The sequence below is a fragment of the Halomonas terrestris genome, from assembly GCF_049166755.1.
In the GTDB taxonomy this organism is placed as follows: Bacteria; Pseudomonadota; Gammaproteobacteria; order Pseudomonadales; family Halomonadaceae; genus Halomonas.
Genome location: NZ_JBMHFZ010000003.1, coordinates 195,959 through 210,016 on the forward strand (window position 1 = coordinate 195,959; position 14,058 = coordinate 210,016).

Here is a 14,058-nt window from a genome sequence, read left to right on the forward strand (position 1 = left end):
ATGACTGTCACGACCCCGTCCCTGGAACCGGACTACCTGACCTATCCCTGGCGCCGCCATGGCTACGACCACGACCGCTACGCCTGGTCGATGCTGGCCGAGCGCTCCCCCGTGCAGTGGCCTGCGGGCAGGACGCTGGCGGTGTGGATCAACGTCTCGCTGCAGTTCTACCCGCTCAACCAGCGCGGCGTGCCCTTCAAGGTGCCCAACGGCATGACCATGCCCTACCCGGACCTGCGCCACTACTCGCTGCGCGACTACGGCAACCGGGTGGGGATCTACCGCCTGCTGCAGGCCTTCGAGCGCTTCGGGGTGCGCCCCACCTGGGCCATCAACGCCCAGCTGGCCGAGCAGACACCCTACCTGCTGGAGCGCCTGAAGGGCTTCGGCGGCGAGTTCCTCTGCCACGGCTGGAACATGGACCACCTGCACACCGGTGGCCAGGACCGCGACGAGGAGGCCGGGATCGTGCGCCGCTCGGTGGAGACGCTGCGCGAGCTCACCGGCCAGCCGGTCCGCGGCTGGCTGAGCCCGGCCAGGCACCAGAGCTGGAACACCCCGGACCTGCTCGTCGAGAACGGCATCGAGTACTGCGGCGACTGGGTCAACGACGAGCTGCCCTACGCCTTCACGACCGATGGCGGCCCGCTGATGATGATGCCGCTGACCACCGAGATCGAGGACCAGTTCGTGATGTGCCAGAACCTGCACTCGGAGGATTCCTGGGTCGAGCAGGTCAAGGACGCCTTCGACTTCCTGGTGGAGGAGTCGCGCCGCGAGGGCGGCCGGCTGCTGGCGCTCAACCTGCATCCCTGGCTGGTGGGGCAGCCCCACCGCATCGGCTGCCTGGAGGAGGTGCTGGCCCATGTCACCGGCCATGAGGCGGTCTGGCAGGCCCCGGCCGGCGAGATCCTCGATGCCTTCCTGGCCAGCCAGGGGGAGTCACGCTGATGGGCATCGTGGCCTTTCGCGAGGAGGCGGCCTTCGAGGCCCACCTGCCGCTGGTGATCATCGGCGGCGGCGCCTGTGGCCTGGTGGCCGCACTGGCGGCCCGGGAGTGCGGCACCGAACTGGTGGTGCTGGAACGCGATGCGCTGCCTCGCGGCAGCACCTTCATGTCGTCCGGCTTCATCCCGGCCGCCGGAACCCGCTTTCAGGCCGAGAAGGGCGTCGAGGACGCCCCCGAACTGATGGCCGCCGACATCCAGGCCAAGAACGGCCACGAGGCGGATCCCGCCATCGTCCAGGCCCTGGCCGACTATTCCGGCCGCGTGGTGGAGTGGCTGGCGGACACCCACGGGATTCCCTTCGACCTGGTCGAGGGCTTCCTCTACCCGGGGCACAGCCGCATGCGCATGCATGCCACGCCGCGGCGCACCGGGGAGGAGCTGATGGGCTGCCTGCTCAATGCCGCCGAGGCAGCCGGTATCGACATCCTTACCCAGGCGCGGGTCGTCGATCTGCACGTGGACGACGAGACCCGCGTGCGCGGCGTGACCCTGGAGCGCCCCGACGGCAGCCGCGAGGCCATCGGCTGTGACGCCCTGCTGCTGGCCTGCAACGGCTACGGGGGCAATCCCGAGCTGGTCGCTCGCCATATCCCCTCCCTGAAGGATGCGCTCTACCACGGGCACGAGGGTAACCAGGGCGATGCCCTGCTGTGGGGGGAGGCGATGGGGGCCAGCCTCAAGGACCTGGGGGCGTGCCAGGGGCACGGCTCGCTGGCCACGCCTCACCAGACCCTGATCTCCTGGGCGCTGATGATGCGCGGAGGCATCCAGGTCAACCGCGAGGGGCGGCGCTTTTCCAGCGAGCACGGCGGCTACTCCGAGCAGGCCGCCAAGGTGCTGGCCCAGCCGGGGGGCATCGCCTGGAACCTCTTCGATGACCGCATCCACGAGGCGGCCCTGGAGTTCGAGGATTACCGTAATGCCCTCGACGCCGGCGCCGTGCGCACCTTCGACAGCCTGGAGGCCATGGCCGAGGGGCTCGAGATGCCGCTGGGGGCCCTCGAGGAGACCTTCGCCGAGATGAGGGCGCTGGCCGAGAGCGGCGAGCCCGACGGCTTCGGGCGCACCTTCGCCCTCGAGACCCTGCTGGCGCCGCCCTACCGTGCCATCAGGGTCACCGGTGCCCTGTTCCACACCCAGGGTGGCCTCGAGGTGGATACCCGGGCCCGGGTCCTCAAGGGCGACGGGGCGCCGCTCCCCAACCTGTTCGCCGCCGGCGGCGCGGCCCGCGGGGTGTCCGGGTCGAACGACAGCGGCTACCTGTCCGGCAACGGCCTGCTCAGCGCCGTGGTGATGGGCGCCATCGCCGGTCGCGAAGCGGCTCGTGAGCTGTCGTGCCGCTGATGCAGCCGGGGTTCAGGCACCGGGAAGGAGCAGTTCGCGGCTCTCGCCCATCAGGAAGGCGCGGTTGACCTCCAGCGCCTCGCGCAGGAAGTCCCACAGCAGCCGCACCCGGGCCAGGCGGCGCTGCTCCTGGCGGGCGGTGATCCAGAACTGGCGGTCGATCGCCACTTCCTCCTCCAGCACGTTCACCAGTGCCTGCGAGGCGCTGGCCATGAAGCAGGGCAGCACGGCCAGGCCCGCCCCGTGCAGGCAGGCGGCGTGCTGGGTGGTCACGCTGGTGCTGCGCATGGCGAAGTGCGGCCCGGGGTGGCCGACCACCGCGGGGTCGAGCAGCGGCTCCAGGTAGCTGAGCTGCTCGCTGAAGATCAGGTCGTCGACGTAGCCCACCAGGCGGTGCGCACCCAGTTCGGCCAGGCGCCGAGGCCGGCCGTGGCGGGCGAGGTACCCTTCGCTGCCGTAGAGCCGCAGCCGGTAGTCGCACAGCCGCGAGATCACCAGGCCCGGGCTCACCGGGCGCTCCACGGTGATGGCCAGGTCCGCCTCGTGGCGGCTCAGGTTGACCACCCGGGGCAGGGCGAGCAGGTCCAGGGTCACGCCGGGATGGCGCTCGCAGAAGGCCGAGAGCAGCGGGGCGATCACCCAGGTGCCGAAGCCCTCGGTCACCCCGAGGCGGATCTGGCCGCTGATCTGGTGGTTCTTGTCGGTGAGGCTCTCGCCGGCCTCGAAGGCGTGGCGGGCCATCTCCTCGGCGTGGGCGAGCAGCTGCTGGCCCGCCTCGGTGAGGTGGTAACCGTGGGTGCTGCGCTCGAAGAGCTGGGTATTGAGCTTCTGCTCGAAGCGCCGGGTGCGCCGGGAGAGGGTGGAGTGGTCCAGCCCCAGCCGTCGGGCGGCATCGGTGAGCCGCTGGCTGCGCGCCACCTCGAGAAAGATCTGGATATCCTGCCAGTCGAGCATGGATGCCCTCATTGGTCGCTGGTGTTGCCCGATCTCCTGCGATCGAGTGTCTGTGCATGTGTGCACAAACAATGTGCCCGAGTGCCCGTTGTCACGCCATCCGACGTCTGGATAGACTCGTTGTCATCACCTTCCGTGTTTTTATACACACAAAGTCTAATGCCAGGGCGATCCACGGCAGCCATCCAACAACAAGCCGATCCCCGGGCAGCGACCGCACAGAGAGGAGCACGCCCATGTCAGTCCGCGAAATCCCCATGGTCATCGATGGCCAGAACGTCCAGTCCCAGAGCCAGGAGTGGCGCGACGTGGTCAACCCGGCCACCCAGGAGGTGGTCGCCCGGGTGCCGTTCTGCACCGCGGAGGAAGTGGAGCGCGCCGTGGCCAGCGCCAAGGAGGCCTTCAAGACCTGGCGCAAGGTGCCGCTGGGCAAGCGCATGCGCATCATGCTCAAGCTCCAGGCGCTGATCCGCGACAACACCGCCGAGCTGGCTGCGCTGATCACCGAGGAGCACGGCAAGACCCTCCCCGACGCCGAGGGCGAGGTGGGCCGCGGCCTGGAAGTGGTGGAGCACGCCTGCTCGATCACCTCCCTGCAGTTGGGCGAGCTGGCCGAGAATGCCGCCAGCGAGGTGGACGTCTACACCCTCAACCAGCCGCTGGGCGTGGGTGCCGGTATCACCGCCTTCAACTTCCCGATCATGCTGCCCTGCTTCATGTTCCCGCTGGCCATCGCCACCGGCAACACCTTCGTGCTCAAGCCCTCCGAGCAGGACCCGAGCTCCACCATGCGCCTGGTCGAGCTGGCCCACGAGGCGGGCATCCCGGCCGGGGTGCTCAACGTGGTCCACGGTGGCCCGGACGTGGCCAACCAGATCGCCGACCATACCGACATCAAGGCGCTCTCCTTCATCGGTTCCACCCACGTGGGCACGCTGCTCTACAACCGCGCCGCCGCCGCCGGCAAGCGCATGCAGTCGATGATGGGCGCCAAGAACCACTGCGTGGTGATGCCGGATGCCAACCGCAGCCAGGCCATCAACAACCTGCTGGGCTCCGCCTTCGGCGCCGCCGGTCAGCGTTGCATGGCCAACTCCGTGGTGGTGCTGGTGGGCGAGGCCCGCGAGTGGCTGGACGATATCGTCGAGGGCGCCCGCAACATGAAGGTCGGTCCCGGCACCCAGCGTGATGCCGACCTCGGCCCGCTGGTCTCCCCCCAGGCCAAGGAGCGCGTCGAGCGGCTGATCACCGCCGGCGAGCAGGAGGGCGCCAGGCTGCTGGTCGACGGCCGCGGCCATGAGGTGGAGGGCTACCCGGACGGCAACTTCGTCGGCCCCACCGTGTTCGCCGAGGTGAAGCCCGAGATGACCATCTACCGCGAGGAGATCTTCGGCCCGGTGCTCTGCGTGGTGAGCGTCGACACCCTGGACGAGGCGATCGAGTTCATCAACGCCAACCCCAACGGCAACGGCACCTCCATCTTCACCAACTCCGGCTGGGTGGCGCGTCGCTTCGAGACCGACATCGACGTCGGCCAGGTCGGCATCAACGTGCCGATCCCGGTGCCGGTCGCCTACTTCAGCTTCACCGGCTCGCGCGGCTCCAAGCTGGGCGACCTGGGCCCCAACGGCAAGCAGGCCATCGCCTTCTGGACACAGACCAAGACCGTCACCGCCCGCTGGTACGAGCCGGAGAACGTCTCCAGCGGCATCAACAGCACCATCTCGCTGAGCTGATCCCCACCGCTCGGTGACCGCGGCCCCGCCTCGAGAGAGGCGGGGCCGCGCTGTGTCTGCAGGATGCTGGGATCTTTGTGGGAGATTCTATGTTGCCCTTCAAGCCTTCATGAGGCTCGGAGGGCGATATTCTGTCTGGTGTTTCATCAACGAAAACGCAATGCGAGCCAGCTTCCTGGCCAGGATCACCAGGGCCTGGGTGGTCTTGAGTCCTCGGGACCGGTATCGCTGATACATCTCTTTCCACGTCGGCTGGCGGCTGGCGGCCATGGCGGCGTTGTGCAGTAGCCGCCGGACCTCTGGGTCACCCTTCTTGGTCAGCTTGCGCCGCCCTCGCTGCTTGCCCGAATCGCGTACTCGTACATCCAGGCCCAGGAAGGCCACGAAGGCGTCGCTGTGCCGGAAGTCTCCCCGCAGGAAGGCCATCACCAAGGCGGTGGCGGTCAGCTCTCCCACTCCCTCCACGGCCTGGCAGCGAGCCACCTGGTGGTGAAGCCCGGCCTCTCGGACGATCACGCGGAGGCGCGCCTGGATCACCTGATCGATCCGCGCCAACTGGGCGACCAGACGCTTGAGATGGGACGCCAGCCACGGCAGTTCGGTGCAGCTCTGCTGAATCGCCACCCGGGCCTGGACCAGTGTCGCGCGGCGCCGCAGAAGGCTCTGCAGTGACCGGTACGCGGCCGGCGGCGGCGTCCAGGCCCGCAGCATTTCACGCTCCCGGCTGAGGTAGCGTGCTAGCAACCGGGCATCACTGCTGTCGGTCTTCGCTCGACCGCCGATGCCTTGCCGGTAATGATTGAGCTGGTAGCCATCGATCACGAAGATCTCGTGGCCGTATTGGTAAGCCAGTTCGATCAGCGCGACGTGATAGGTCCCGGTGGCTTCGACGGCGATCGCACAATGAGGGGGTAGGCCACGCAACCATTGCTTGATGATAGGCTTGCGATTTTCCAAGGCTTCCTGGATCTCGAGGTCCTGGCGATAGACCACGAGTTCGTGTTTGGCGACGTCGATACCGATGAGGGTCTGGATTGTCATTCCCTGGCCTCCGCGCTAGGTTGAGAAGGCTTGCCGGGGTGCACCCAGGCGCTGGCTTGCCAAGATCGTCGGTCTGAGAGGCGCTCAGCCGATGGATTCCTTATCGGCGCTGAATGGGTGGGGTGGGGCCATGTCTCCCACTGTCTGTACCCCGAGGGGCCAGATGCGCAGATCGTCCCTCCACCCCGGCAAGTCTTCTCAATACTGCCCTTGTCTGGTCACTTCAAACATACAAGCGCAGCTTTGCTGCGCGAATGGAGGCCGCAGGCCTCCCGGCGAAAGCCATCGACGATCAGGCCAACAGAGGTGCCTTTCGTGAGCCTGCGACCGAGTGTGTATGGACAGAGAGATGACGTTGACGTTAACTGAAATAGTCTTATAACAAGCACCAAGCCAGGAGCCACCATGACCACCCCGATCAGCCGCTTTCCCATCCCCGAGTCGATCCAGGACCTTCCCGAGGACATCCGCGACGCCATGCTGGCGGTGCAGGAGAAGGCCGGCTTCGTGCCCAACGTCTTCCTGATGCTGGCCCACCGCCCGGACGAGTTCCGCGCCTTCTTCGCCTACCACGACGCCCTGATGGAGCGGGAGTCCGACACCCTGACCAAGGCGGAGAAGGAGATGATCGTGGTGGCCACCAGCGCCCGCAACCGCTGCCTCTACTGCGTGGTGGCCCACGGCGCCCTGGTGCGCATCTACAGCAAGGACCCGCTGCTGGCCGACCAGGTCGCCGTCAACCACCGCGTCGCGGGCCTGAGCGAGCGCCACACCGTCATGCTCGACTTCGCCATGCACTGTGGCCTGGACGTCGGCGAGCTCAGCGACGAGTGGCAGACCCGCCTGCTGGAGGTCGGCTTCACCCAGGACGACATCTGGGACATCGGCGCCATCGCCGCCTTCTTCGGCATGTCCAACCGCCTGGTCACCCTGGCCGGCACCCCGCCCAACGAGGAGTTCTACCTGATGGGGCGGATGCCGCGGGAGAAGTGAGCGAACTGGCTTCCCTGAGGGCATCGACGTAGGCTCGTAGCCTGGTGGCTCGGAGGGTGAATTATGCCAACGGAAAGAAAGGCGTGGACGGATCAAGATCGCTTGCAGGCACTTTCCCTATACTGCCGCCTGACATTTGGCCAACTACACCGGGAGCGACCTGAAGTCATTCGTCTTGCCGAGCATATGGGACGCTCGGCCAACTCGGTTGCCATGAAGCTTTCTAATTATGCAAGCCTCGACCCCGAAGTGTTGGCGTTGGGCAAGAAGGGGCTGTCCGGGGCATCTCATCAGGATCGCTTGCTTTGGCAGCGCTTTATCGATGAGCCGGAAGTCGTGGCACGCGAATGTGAGGCAGCTTGGTCGACGCTCGGTGAAGATGTTGAGCACGACGGCAAAGAAACCGATTACACCGGCCAGGATGCAGTGGGCTTGCAGAAGCGGCGTGTGGGGCAGTCTCTATTCCGCAAAGCAGTCATGATTCGCTACGACACCCGTTGCGTAATTACGGGGCTTCGACACGAGGACCTGCTGATTGCCAGCCATATTGTGCCCTGGCAGTCACGTCCCGAGTCCCGTCTCGACCCAGCCAATGGGCTGTGCCTCAATGCGCTGCATGACCGTGCCTTCGACAAGGGGTTATTGGCCATTGATAGGCAGGGACGTATTCGAATTTCCCCAGAGTTGATTGAAGAAGGGTTTAGTGGGCATCTCAAAGGGCAGCTCAGTGATATCGATGGGCAGCCATTGAACCTGACGGCTTCGGCGTTTCCCAACCGCGACTATCTCGACTGGCATTATCGAGAGTGCTTCCGGCGCTAACTGACGCGGCTCTCCTCCAGCAACTGCAGCACCGGCATCAGCTGACTCTCGTGCAGCACCAGCACGCTGTCGCCGCTCTCGCCCTCGTCGGGGACGACGACGGCGAACTCGCCCTCCTCCAGGTGGAACTCGTGGATCTCGCGGGGGCCCTGTGGCGTCTGGCAGTGGATGGCGCGGTAGGGGTCATCCTCGCCGTAGGTGAGGCGGTGGTAGACCTTGAAGAAGGTGTAGAGGGTCAGGCCCTGGGTGAAGGCGGGCCAGCGGGCGGGGATGGTGCGGGTCGCTTCGTCCAGCACCTGGCCGTCGGTCTCGGCGGCGGCGATGGCCCGGGCCAGCGGTTCGGCGAGCAGCGAGGCGTCGTCGCGAGGCAGGGGCTGCTGGTGTTCGAAGGCGTGGCGGTAGGCCTCGGCGACACGGCGCAGATCCGCCAGCGAGTCCAGCCGATGCTCGCTGTGCTTGAGGTCCGCGGGTTCGAAGCCGCCGTTCTCCCAGCCGTGGATCACCCGCAGCATCAGCGTTCCCTCGGCCAGGGGTGCGCCCACCAGGGCCGCCACGGCCACTCGCAGGTGGAGCAGTCGCTCCGTCACCAGGTTGTCGAAGGCGGTGTAGGGGTCGGCGAAGATCGCGTGCAGGCGACCCGGGGCGTGTTCCTTGGCTTCGTTGAACGGCATGGGCAGGTGTCCGGCGCTGGTGGTCGTTCGATCGGTGTGCATGCGATATCATCAGGGGCGATCGAAGGTTATCTCGGCCAGTGTGCCCAGAACTTGAGTCTCGATCATCACAAACCATTCACTGTCGCCAGGGGAGTCCCGTTGCCGCGCGAATCGGCCGGGGCTGAGAGAGCACATGGTGCTGACCCTGGAACCTGATCCGGTTCACACCGGCGGAGGAAGAGCGACATGCCCTACCTGACGTCTGCCGTGCTCGGCGCGGCGCTGCTGTGCTTTGCCTTCCTGGGCCTGAGGGCCCGCCGGGCCGATGGCCTGCTCGATGACTACGTCACCGCCCGCAACTCCCAGGGCGCCCAGGCCATCGGCCTGTCGTTCCTGGCCTCCAGCATGGGGGCCTGGATCCTCTTCGCGCCGCCGGAGATCGGCGCCTTCGTGGGGCCGGTGGCGCTGGCCGGCTATGCCATCGGTTCGTCGCTGCCGTTCCTCGTGCTGGGGCTCTACGGCCCGGCGATTCGCCGCCACCTGCCGGAAGGGCGCAGCATCGGCGAGTTCGCCGAGGCCTGCTACGGCGCCGGGGTGCGGCGCTGGGTCTCCTTCGTCTCGGTGGCCTACATGGCGATCTTCCTGGCCGCCGAGCTCACCGCCATCGGCGCCATCGCCGCGCTGCTCTCCGACGTGCCCCCGGCGCTGGTGATCCTCGGCGTGGCGGTGGCCACCCTGGTCTACACCACCCTGGGCGGACTGCGGGCGAGCCTCGCCACCGACCGCTGGCAGGCGTGGCTGCTGCTGGCCCTGCTGGTGCTGGTCGGCGGCATGGCCTGGTGGTGGCTGCCGCCCATGCCGGCCGGGGCGGTGATGCCCTCGGTTCCCGCCAGCAGCGCACTCTCCGTGGCGCTGACCCTGGTGATCGCGGTCACCGCCGCCAACCTCTTCCATCAGGGTTACTGGCAGCGTATCTGGGCGGCCGAGGACGACCGCGCGCTGGGTCGCGGGGCGCTGCTGGGTGCCACCAGCAGCCTGCTGGTGGTGATGGCCATCGGCGGGCTGGGGATCCTGGCGGCGATGCATGCCCTGCCCCTGGGCGAGCCGCCGATTCCCTTCTTCGCGCTGCTCTCCGCCGCGCCGGCCTGGCTGGGCCTGCCGGCCCTGGTGCTGGCGGTCACCCTGGTGGCCTCCAGCGTGGATACCCTGCAGAACGCCATCGCCTCCATGGCGGTGGCCAGTTCCGGAAAGCGGGGGCTCTCGGTGCGGGCGGCGCGCCTGGTCACGGTGGCGCTGATGGTGCCGGTGGTGTGGGTGGCCCTGCAGGGCTTCTCGGTGCTGCGCCTGTTCCTGATCGCCGACCTGCTGTGCGCGGCCATCGTGGTGCCGGTGCTGCTGGGCCTGTGGCGGCGGATGTCGCCGCTCGCTGCGGTGGCCGGCGGCGTGGCGGGCCTGCTCGGGGCGGTGCTGCCGGGCTGGGTCACCCTGGGGAGCCTCTCCGCCGGCGTGCTGGCCGCCACCTTCCCGGACAGCATCCCGACCCTGGCGCCCTTCCTGGGCGCGCTGCTCGCGTCCACCCTGGTGAGCCTGCTGATCGCCTGGCGCCGGCCGGGCGCGAGGTTCCAACCGTCATTCGAAGGAGATGCCCGATGACCACCCGCGCAGACTGGAAGGCCTGGGCCGCGGCACAGGAGGCACCGCGCCTCACCGACTGGCTGCGCGAGATCAGCGAGCCGGACTGGTCGGCCACCGTGAACCATCCGCTGTTCGACGCGATGGCCGAGGGGCGGCTCTCCGGTGACGACTTCGCCGCCTACATGGTGCAGGACTACGGCTTCGTCGACCCCTTCACCGCGCTGATCGGCCACGCCATCGGCCATGCGCCGAGCATGGCGGACCGGGTGGTGCTGGGGCAGTTCATGGGCATGCTGACCAGCGACGAGAACAGTACCTTCCAGCGCACCTTCGAGGCCTTCGCGGTGCCGGCCGCCCGGCGCGAGGCGCCGGACTACCTGCCCGAGACCCGGGCCTTCCAGGCGCTGCTGCGCGACACCGGCCAGGGCGGCGGCTATGCCGAGATCCTCGCGGCGCTGGTGGTCACCGAGTGGGTCTACCTGGAGTGGGCGTTGCGGGTGACCCGCGCCGAGGGGCTGCACCCGCTGGTGGGGGAGTGGATCGACCTGCACGACAACCCCGCCTTCCAGGACTTCGTGGCCTGGCTGCGCCGCCGCCTGGACGAGGAGGCGGAGACGCTCGATGAGGGCGCCTTCGCCCGCATGGCCGAGTGCTTCCGCGAGACGGTGGCGAAGGAGCGCGCCTTCCACGATGCCGTGATGCCGCGCTGAGCGGGCCGGGCGGGTAGCTTCGCCATGCTTGCGTTGCTTTCGGTGGGAGGAGGGAGGCCCCCTCAGTCGAGAAAGAGGTCGGCGGGCAGCCCGAAGCGCCGGGTCAGGGCCTTGATCTGGCGCACGTTCAGCCGTCGCTTGCCGTTCAGGATCTCCGAGATCACCGACTGGGTGCCGACTTCCGGCAGGCTCGACTGGTCGAGGCCATGCCACTGCATCAGGTGGCGGAGCATGTCGCCCCCCCTCACCTCCGGCATCGGGCGGTGGGCGTCGTCGTACTCCTCGATGAGGTCACCCATGTGTGAGGCGAGGCTCGCCAGGGGGTGCTCCTCGTCGTCTCCGACCAGCTCCAGCAGCTCATCGAGCGCTGCGACCAGAGCGTCGTAGTCGTCTTCCGACTCCGGGGCGTTGAGCAGGGGGGCCACGAAGCGCCAGTGGGCGGCCGCTTGTTGGACGATGCTGGTCATGTTCATTCCCTCCAGGTGCCCCTGTCGTATTCGGTATGGTCGAGGACGTACTGGATATAGACCTTCTTGAATCGATAGTGCACCACGGCGATGAGACGAATCTTGTTGCCGCCTATATCGAAGACATGGTGTCGGCCGACCTTGTCGGTGGCGGGAAACAGCGCCTTCATCTCGGCAAAGCTGCCGGGCTCGCTCGACTTCATGAGCCGATACCAGGCATCCAGTGCAGAGGCGGCCTGGGGCCATTTCTGCTTGGCTTCCCAGATGCGCTTCTGGGTGATGACATGCATGGCGGCTGCTCTATCGCATTTTGCGATAGAGTGTAGTTTCTGCCTTCGGATACGGCAATGGCGCCAGGCAATAGCGCCCCCGCCGGCTTTCTTCGGCGGGGGCGCTCCTGCATGGGTGGGCCTGATCGGGTGGCTACATGTGGCCGCCCATCATGCCCACCATGCCGACGGCACCGAACAGCATGCCGCCCACGGCGATGGCCAGATAGATCAGGATCAGTACGCCGAAGATGGTGAAGTAGGTCTTGAGCTTGCCCAGGGCGAACTTCATGTCGCGCGAGTCGCCGCTCTCGAAGACCCGTCCGGCGGCGCCGGCGGCCTGCATCAGCACCCAGCCCGCCCAGATGGGAATCCAGGCCACGATCAGGCCGACGATGGAGAGGGCGGTGAGGATGCCGGAGAGGATCAGCATCACGCCGGTAAGCTGCATCCAGAACTTGCCGCGATAGAGCGGCTCGACCAGGTCGCGAAGCAGTTCCTGTGAGGGGTGGTCCATGAGACTTTCCTTCCCTGATGGATCGTTGTAGTGGCAGTGAAACGCCTGTCACTCTAGCAGCCCGTCAGGCGCTTGACCCCGTTCCGATGCAGAGGCACCGGTGGTTGTCATGCCGGGCCAGGGGGGCCACTCTCTGTTGAGTATTCCTGGTTGCCGCAAAGGAGCCCTGCCATGAGTGATACCCCGAAGGATCCCCGCCGCCGCCACTCCGCCCCGGTGGTGGACGGCCCCGGCAAGGCGGCCAGCCGCGCCATGCTGCGCGCGGTGGGCTTCACCGACGATGATTTCGCCAAGCCCCAGGTGGGCATCGCCTCCACCTGGAGCAACCTCACCCCCTGCAACAGCCATATCGACGAGCTGGCCCGCCACGCCAGCGACGGCGCCGACGGGGCCGGCGGCAAGGGGGTGATCTTCAACACCATCACCATCTCCGACGGCATCGCCAACGGCACCGAGGGCATGAAGTACTCGCTGGTGTCGCGGGAGGTGATCGCCGACTCCATCGAGACGGTGGCGGGCTGCGAGGGCTTCGACGGCCTGGTGGCCATCGGCGGTTGCGACAAGAACATGCCGGGCTGCCTGATGGGGCTGGCGCGGCTCGACCGGCCCAGCGTCTTCGTCTACGGCGGCACGATACTTCCCGGCAAGGGCCACACCGATATCGTCTCGGTGTTCGAGGCCATGGGCGCCCACAGCCGCGGCGATATCGACCTGATCGAGCTCAAGCAGATCGAGGAGACGGCGATTCCCGGCCCCGGCTCCTGCGGCGGCATGTACACCGCCAACACCATGGCCTCGGCCATCGAGGCGCTGGGCATGAGCCTGCCGGGCAGCTCGGCCCAGAATGCCGTCTCCAACGACAAGCGCGCGGACTGCGAGGCGGCCGGGGCCGCGGTGCTCGAGCTGCTCGAGCGCGACCTCAAGCCCTCCGACATCATGACCCGGGAGGCCTTCGAGAACGCCATCACCGTGGTGATCGCCCTGGGCGGCTCCACCAACGCGGTGCTGCACCTGATCGGCATGGCCCGCACCATCGGGGTGGACCTGACCCTCGAGGCCTTCACCCGCATCGGCCGCCGGGTGCCGGTGGTGGCCGACCTGCGCCCCAGCGGTCACTACATGATGAGCGAGCTGGTGGCCATCGGCGGCATCCAGCCGCTGATGAAGACCCTGCTCGACGCCGGCCTCTTGCACGGCGACTGCCTGACGGTGACCGGGAAGACACTCGCCGAGAACCTGGCCAATGTCGCCCCCTATCCCGACGACCAGCAGATCATCGCGGCGCTGGATGCGCCTCTCAAGGCGGAGAGCCACCTGCGCATCCTCTTCGGCAACCTGGCCCCGGAGGGGGCGGTGGCCAAGATCACCGGCAAGGAGGGCACCCGCTTCTCCGGCACCGCCCGGGTGTTCGGCTCCGAGGAGGAGGCCCAGGTGCGCATCAACGACGGCACCGTGACCGCCGGCGACGTGGTGGTGATCCGCTACGAGGGGCCAAGGGGCGGGCCCGGCATGCGCGAGATGCTCACCCCCACCTCGGCGATCATGGGCCGGGGGCTGGGTGACTCGGTGGCGCTGATCACCGACGGGCGCTTCTCCGGCGGCAGCCACGGCTTCGTGGTGGGCCACGTGACGCCGGAGGCCTTCGACGGCGGCCCCCTGGCGCTGGTGGAGGATGGCGACCGGATCACCATCGACGCCGAGGCCGACACCATCGACGTCGACCTCTCCGACGAGGAGCTTGCGCGCCGTCGCGCCGCCTGGCAGCAGCCGGCGCCGCGCTACACCCGCGGGGTGCTGGCCAAGTACGCGAAGACCGTCAGCTCCGCCAGCACCGGGGCGGTCACCGACGCCTTCGACTGAGCCCGCGCCGAGGCTGAGAGGGTCGCCAACGACAGCGCCCCCGCCGG

At 67.7% G+C, this 14,058-nt stretch carries 14 protein-coding genes and 1 riboswitch; of the genes, 8 read left to right on the top strand and 6 right to left on the bottom strand.

Annotated features, from left to right (window positions below):
• Entirely contained in the window at nucleotides 1-951 is a 951-nt protein-coding gene (locus tag ACOMD9_RS05020) for a polysaccharide deacetylase family protein (protein ID WP_421412483.1), read from the top strand.
• Entirely contained in the window at nucleotides 951-2,354 is a 1,404-nt protein-coding gene (locus ACOMD9_RS05025) for an FAD-dependent oxidoreductase (protein ID WP_421412485.1), read from the top strand. The genes ACOMD9_RS05020 and ACOMD9_RS05025 overlap by 1 nt, the downstream gene beginning before the upstream one ends.
• 12 nt (nucleotides 2,355-2,366) lie before the next feature.
• Here ACOMD9_RS05025 and ACOMD9_RS05030 read toward each other — a convergent pair whose 3' ends face one another.
• Complete coding sequence (locus ACOMD9_RS05030) at nucleotides 2,367-3,308, bottom strand: LysR family transcriptional regulator (protein WP_421412487.1); 942 nt, start codon at nucleotides 3,306-3,308, stop codon at nucleotides 2,367-2,369.
• Between the two features lie 236 nt (nucleotides 3,309-3,544).
• Here ACOMD9_RS05030 and ACOMD9_RS05035 point away from each other — a divergent pair, with 236 nt between their 5' ends.
• Nucleotides 3,545-5,044 carry a CoA-acylating methylmalonate-semialdehyde dehydrogenase gene (locus ACOMD9_RS05035; RefSeq protein WP_421412489.1) on the top strand — a complete coding sequence of 500 codons (1,500 nt, stop codon included), beginning with the start codon at nucleotides 3,545-3,547 and terminating at the stop codon, nucleotides 5,042-5,044.
• Between the two features lie 99 nt (nucleotides 5,045-5,143).
• On the opposite strand, the gene ACOMD9_RS05040 is transcribed toward ACOMD9_RS05035, so the two are convergent.
• Complete coding sequence (locus ACOMD9_RS05040) at nucleotides 5,144-6,085, bottom strand: IS110 family transposase (RefSeq protein WP_421412491.1); 942 nt, start codon at nucleotides 6,083-6,085, stop codon at nucleotides 5,144-5,146.
• Nucleotides 6,086-6,490: 405 nt separating this feature from the next.
• Here ACOMD9_RS05040 and ACOMD9_RS05045 point away from each other — a divergent pair, with 405 nt between their 5' ends.
• Both ACOMD9_RS05045 and ACOMD9_RS05050 read left to right on the top strand, forming a co-directional pair.
• Nucleotides 6,491-7,078 (top strand): peroxidase-related enzyme, encoded by a 588-nt coding sequence (locus tag ACOMD9_RS05045; RefSeq protein ID WP_421412493.1) that lies wholly within the window; start codon nucleotides 6,491-6,493, stop codon nucleotides 7,076-7,078.
• Between the two features lie 63 nt (nucleotides 7,079-7,141).
• Complete coding sequence (locus ACOMD9_RS05050) at nucleotides 7,142-7,900, top strand: HNH endonuclease (protein WP_421412494.1); 759 nt, start codon at nucleotides 7,142-7,144, stop codon at nucleotides 7,898-7,900.
• Here ACOMD9_RS05050 and ACOMD9_RS05055 read toward each other — a convergent pair.
• Nucleotides 7,897-8,613: a hypothetical protein gene (locus tag ACOMD9_RS05055; protein WP_421412495.1), complete on the bottom strand. Its 717-nt coding sequence runs from the start codon at nucleotides 8,611-8,613 to the stop codon at nucleotides 7,897-7,899. The two genes, ACOMD9_RS05050 and ACOMD9_RS05055, sit on opposite strands and share 4 nt — an antisense overlap.
• Nucleotides 8,614-8,690: 77 nt before the next feature.
• Nucleotides 8,691-8,810: riboswitch (TPP riboswitch) on the top strand.
• Between ACOMD9_RS05055 and ACOMD9_RS05060 the strand changes: the two genes are divergently transcribed.
• Nucleotides 8,800-10,206, top strand: coding sequence for a sodium:solute symporter family transporter (locus ACOMD9_RS05060; RefSeq protein WP_421412496.1), 1,407 nt, complete (start codon nucleotides 8,800-8,802; stop codon nucleotides 10,204-10,206). (Overlaps the previous riboswitch by 11 nt.)
• Nucleotides 10,203-10,898: a TenA family protein gene (locus tag ACOMD9_RS05065; protein ID WP_421412497.1), complete on the top strand. Its 696-nt coding sequence runs from the start codon at nucleotides 10,203-10,205 to the stop codon at nucleotides 10,896-10,898. Before ACOMD9_RS05060 ends, ACOMD9_RS05065 begins: the two co-directional genes overlap by 4 nt.
• Nucleotides 10,899-10,960: 62 nt before the next feature.
• Here ACOMD9_RS05065 and ACOMD9_RS05070 read toward each other — a convergent pair whose 3' ends face one another.
• The 3 genes from ACOMD9_RS05070 to ACOMD9_RS05080 all read right to left on the bottom strand — a co-directional run bounded on the left by ACOMD9_RS05070 (nucleotide 10,961) and on the right by ACOMD9_RS05080 (nucleotide 12,151).
• Nucleotides 10,961-11,365 carry a helix-turn-helix domain-containing protein gene (locus ACOMD9_RS05070; RefSeq protein ID WP_421412498.1) on the bottom strand — a complete coding sequence of 135 codons (405 nt, stop codon included), beginning with the start codon at nucleotides 11,363-11,365 and terminating at the stop codon, nucleotides 10,961-10,963.
• 2 nt (nucleotides 11,366-11,367) lie between these two features.
• Nucleotides 11,368-11,655: a type II toxin-antitoxin system HigB family toxin gene (locus tag ACOMD9_RS05075; protein ID WP_421412499.1), complete on the bottom strand. Its 288-nt coding sequence runs from the start codon at nucleotides 11,653-11,655 to the stop codon at nucleotides 11,368-11,370.
• Between the two features lie 133 nt (nucleotides 11,656-11,788).
• Nucleotides 11,789-12,151 carry a DUF5362 family protein gene (locus ACOMD9_RS05080; RefSeq protein ID WP_421412501.1) on the bottom strand — a complete coding sequence of 121 codons (363 nt, stop codon included), beginning with the start codon at nucleotides 12,149-12,151 and terminating at the stop codon, nucleotides 11,789-11,791.
• A 171-nt stretch (nucleotides 12,152-12,322) separates the two neighbouring features.
• Between ACOMD9_RS05080 and ilvD the strand changes: the two genes are divergently transcribed.
• Entirely contained in the window at nucleotides 12,323-14,011 is a 1,689-nt protein-coding gene (ilvD, locus tag ACOMD9_RS05085) for a dihydroxy-acid dehydratase (RefSeq protein ID WP_421412502.1), read from the top strand.
• The last annotated feature ends 47 nt before the right edge of the window (nucleotides 14,012-14,058 follow it).

What these genes read in the sequence shown, in the direction of transcription:
- ACOMD9_RS05070 (WP_421412498.1), bottom strand. Translation starts at nt 11,365, where the DNA reads ATGACCAGCATCGTCCAACAAGCGGCCGCCCACTGGCGCTTCGTGGCC.
- ACOMD9_RS05080 (WP_421412501.1), bottom strand. Translation starts at nt 12,151, where the DNA reads ATGGACCACCCCTCACAGGAACTGCTTCGCGACCTGGTCGAGCCGCTC.
- ACOMD9_RS05075 (WP_421412499.1), bottom strand. Translation starts at nt 11,655, where the DNA reads ATGCATGTCATCACCCAGAAGCGCATCTGGGAAGCCAAGCAGAAATGG.
- ACOMD9_RS05050 (WP_421412494.1), top strand. Translation starts at nt 7,142, where the DNA reads ATGCCAACGGAAAGAAAGGCGTGGACGGATCAAGATCGCTTGCAGGCA.
- ACOMD9_RS05065 (WP_421412497.1), top strand. Translation starts at nt 10,203, where the DNA reads ATGACCACCCGCGCAGACTGGAAGGCCTGGGCCGCGGCACAGGAGGCA.
- ACOMD9_RS05040 (WP_421412491.1), bottom strand. Translation starts at nt 6,085, where the DNA reads ATGACAATCCAGACCCTCATCGGTATCGACGTCGCCAAACACGAACTC.
- ACOMD9_RS05025 (WP_421412485.1), top strand. Translation starts at nt 951, where the DNA reads ATGGGCATCGTGGCCTTTCGCGAGGAGGCGGCCTTCGAGGCCCACCTG.
- ACOMD9_RS05030 (WP_421412487.1), bottom strand. Translation starts at nt 3,308, where the DNA reads ATGCTCGACTGGCAGGATATCCAGATCTTTCTCGAGGTGGCGCGCAGC.
- ACOMD9_RS05035 (WP_421412489.1), top strand. Translation starts at nt 3,545, where the DNA reads ATGTCAGTCCGCGAAATCCCCATGGTCATCGATGGCCAGAACGTCCAG.
- ACOMD9_RS05055 (WP_421412495.1), bottom strand. Translation starts at nt 8,613, where the DNA reads ATGCACACCGATCGAACGACCACCAGCGCCGGACACCTGCCCATGCCG.
- ACOMD9_RS05020 (WP_421412483.1), top strand. Translation starts at nt 1, where the DNA reads ATGACTGTCACGACCCCGTCCCTGGAACCGGACTACCTGACCTATCCC.
- ACOMD9_RS05060 (WP_421412496.1), top strand. Translation starts at nt 8,800, where the DNA reads ATGCCCTACCTGACGTCTGCCGTGCTCGGCGCGGCGCTGCTGTGCTTT.
- ilvD (WP_421412502.1), top strand. Translation starts at nt 12,323, where the DNA reads ATGAGTGATACCCCGAAGGATCCCCGCCGCCGCCACTCCGCCCCGGTG.
- ACOMD9_RS05045 (WP_421412493.1), top strand. Translation starts at nt 6,491, where the DNA reads ATGACCACCCCGATCAGCCGCTTTCCCATCCCCGAGTCGATCCAGGAC.